The organism is Hyphomonas sp. (genome assembly GCF_041398385.1).
Classification (GTDB): domain Bacteria; phylum Pseudomonadota; class Alphaproteobacteria; order Caulobacterales; family Hyphomonadaceae; genus Hyphomonas.
Map to the genome: position 1 here is coordinate 1 of NZ_JAWKUW010000015.1, position 3,147 is coordinate 3,147.

3 protein-coding genes are annotated in these 3,147 nt (G+C 38.7%); 2 read left to right on the top strand and 1 reads right to left on the bottom strand.

From position 1 onward, the window contains the following. On the bottom strand, positions 1–246 hold a 246-nt coding region (locus R3C13_RS14850), incomplete at its 3' end, for a type II toxin-antitoxin system RelE/ParE family toxin (RefSeq protein WP_371311622.1). A gap of 168 nt (positions 247–414) precedes the next feature. On the opposite strand from R3C13_RS14850, the gene R3C13_RS14855 reads away from it, so the two are divergent. Next, the gene (locus R3C13_RS14855; protein WP_371311623.1) at positions 415–1,380 is read left to right on the top strand and encodes a hypothetical protein; all 966 of its coding nucleotides are present in this window, start codon (positions 415–417) and stop codon (positions 1,378–1,380) included. A 247-nt stretch (positions 1,381–1,627) separates the two neighbouring features. Further along, on the top strand, positions 1,628–2,839 hold the full coding sequence (locus tag R3C13_RS14860) for a hypothetical protein (RefSeq protein ID WP_371311624.1): 1,212 nt from the start codon (positions 1,628–1,630) through the stop codon (positions 2,837–2,839). The last annotated feature ends 308 nt before the right edge of the window (positions 2,840–3,147 follow it).

A 3,147-nucleotide genomic window follows, 5' to 3' on the forward strand; every position in this document is an offset into this window, starting at 1 on the left:
GTGGCCATCTTCAAACCGGAAGATCATCCGGTGATTCCGTGACACGGTAACACTGTAAAACCCTTTCAGGTTGCCAGTGAGCCGATGAAAGCCAAAACCTGTAATATTGAGTTCTTGTACAGTCTGAGCGGTATCTAAAATAGAGAGATACAACTCGGCTTTCTCGGCAATATCCGTGCGAAGGCCGCTTCGGTCGCCTTTCTCGTAAAGCTTTTTTAAGCCACGATGCTTAAAATTCTCAATCATTATATAGCGTAACATGTAACATGACATGTTACAATAACTTTTTGTGGTGGTATTAACCTATTGAACTGGCAGGAAAAAGATGGGATGATTTTTCATAATCTATATTATCACTCAATTAACAAGGCCTGTATAATTAAATCAGAGCCATAAAATTATCCTAAATTTTCAATGAAAACCATTCTCGACAATGCGGTGCAGTCAATTCAAATTGGAGTAGAAGACTATCAAGCTTCCGATGCCGATCCTCGGCGTGTTTTATCGGCAGTTCGAAATATAACAGCGGGGGTTTTACTTCTTTTTAAGGAAAAGCTTCGCGAGCTTTCCCCTAGTGACTCTGATGAGGTTTTAATTTACCAGAAAATTTTGCCAACTCTTGAGACAAATGGAAAGCTTTTATTTAAGGGATCAGGAAAAAAAACAGTAGATGTTGAACAAATTCGTCAACGTTTCAAAAGTCTTGGTATCGATATAGAAGAGGAGGCTCTTAAGCACATCACAGATATTAGGAATGACATAGAGCATTATTGCACATTGGAAACCCCATCACGCCTGAGGGAGCTTTTAGCTGGTTCCTTTATTATTTTAAGAAACTTTATTACCACTCAGTTAAACGAAGATCCAATGGAACTTTTAGGTGAGGATACATGGGAAGTTTTGCTTAAGGTTGCCGAGGTTTACAATCAAGAACTCAGAGACTGTAAAACCGAATTCGATAAAATAAAATGGGAAGAAGCAGAACTCTCTACTATTGCGGGATTTTTTCGCTGTTCTTCTTGTAAATCAGAATTAATAAAACCTCAAAATCCTGAAATAGAAGACAGGATGGAACTTTATTTTTATTGCCGCGCGTGCGGCGAGATGTCTGAATTCGAGAATATTATAGAGTCGGCATGTGCAAAAGCTTATGAATGGGACAATTATGTAGCGATGACCGATGGCGGGGAATCTCCTGTGACTACTTGTTTTGGGTGCAGGCTGGAAACTTACCTTAGAGAAGAGGATTTTTGTGCTGCTTGTTCTACAACGAGAAACTATGAAGAATGTTATATATGTAGCGCCGATCTTACCCCAGAAGAGCAAGATTTCGGAGGTTTGTGTGGATACCATGAACACATAATGTCAAAAGACGACTAATCTTAAAAGAGGAAAAACCAACCGTTTCTTTTTCCATACGATACATTATTACTCACTAAAATGCGGCGGTGGGTCTTTCTTTAATCTATAAATGGCACAAAATCTTCTAATTTAAATGGCCCATTTTATCAGCGCTTGAGTAGACACTAAAAGAAAGGCAAAAAAAAACGATTATAATCATAAAATGCTTTATTCGTTAAGGGAAAGACATTCGGAAACCTTGGTTTTTCCTACCTTGGGCCAAATCATGAAAAGATACGAAAAAAGAATTACTGCCAGCTTCTTGTGGAATTGCTCACCTGAAAAGGCCTATGAGTGGCTTTCGAAAAATTGGGAAGAGCCCAAAGTTGGAGGCTTTAGGGGGTTTGCACGAACAGAATTTGATAGTGCCAGAAGACCTTTGGAATATCTTCTTTATCGTAGGAATGATCCTTTAATTGATATTGGTTTGGCGCAGTACGGATATGTTTCCTCAGTGCTTAAAAGGGTATTTAGGCGTGGGGATTCAGGAGTTCGATGCGCTATTCTTGCTAGTCCAGCTTTATTAGGATGTGGCCTTTTACAAAATGATCCAATAGTAAATCTATCGGCTGTGCTGAAAAAAGGCCATTTCAGCGAATTGGAAGCCTTAGCATCCAACCCATACATGAATACTGATTTTTATGAAAATCTTTTAAATCGGCAGAAATATTTTGCCGAACTTACTGACAAAAATTTCAAAATTATGGTCTATCATCTTGGTGATAATCCAAGGCTAGCCACGGAGTATGATGAAGACTTTTTCGATGGATGGGCAGATTATCATTATAACCGAATATTTAAAACGGCTTGGGAATTAGCGGCAAATGTTCCCGCGACACAAGAATGGGCTTATATTTTAAACCATTTTCTTTCAGATACCGTCCTCCCTTTTAACCTTGATAATAAAACTCAAGTCATAGATAGATGGCGGATTGACCCTCCTAAAGAAAATAATGATTCATACTATGTTCCGCCAAACAGTTTTTACCTGCGCTCACGTCTAGCTGACTTATTGGAGGCCAATGACGAACTTCTCAACTCACCTGATTTAGCATTGCGGCGTTCTTTTTACAGACGATTTTTGCCTTGGGATTATAAAGATTGGCCTGATTTTTTAAAAAAAGATGGCGAAGAATTCCTTGAAACAGCCTGCTGGAACCCAAAACTTTGGAGCAACCAAACGGAAAGAAAAAAATTAAGTGCCCTTGCTTGGGATTGCCCAGATCCCCACTCGGATATGCAAATGCCAAATCTTTATAAGGGAAGAGAATCCTATTATAGGAAAGAACATCCCGAATGGTTTTATGAGGAAGATGATGAATTTAGTTCAGAACCAGACGCCATCAACAGGCAGACAAATAAACTTCTTACCAAAATAGATAAAAAACTAGAAAATTTAATGTTCCGAACTGACGAAAAGCAAAAAAAATGGTGGTAATACGATTGAAAGGGAAAACATGTGGTCCCTTTTAATTGTCCACAATGACGATTTTCACTCAATTTCTTAACCGAATGAGTTCGTCTAACATGTCGTTAAGTTTATTTTTGAATTCTCGGTTACTAGTGAAACAAGCTTTCCGATAGTCATCGAAAAGAAAAAGCTCAACTTTCTCCTTTATTTCTGGTGCGTATAGTTTCTGCAGTAAGTCTATCCACTCATCCTTATCTTTTCCGCGTGGTATACTGCTCCCCTTGAAAGTGAGACCACCTTTAAGACATAACCCACATCTTAAAGGAGGGCATCTA

Coding starts and splice junctions, on each gene's coding strand:
- R3C13_RS14855 (WP_371311623.1), top strand. CDS start 415: ATGAAAACCATTCTCGACAATGCGGTGCAGTCAATTCAAATTGGAGTA.
- R3C13_RS14860 (WP_371311624.1), top strand. CDS start 1,628: ATGAAAAGATACGAAAAAAGAATTACTGCCAGCTTCTTGTGGAATTGC.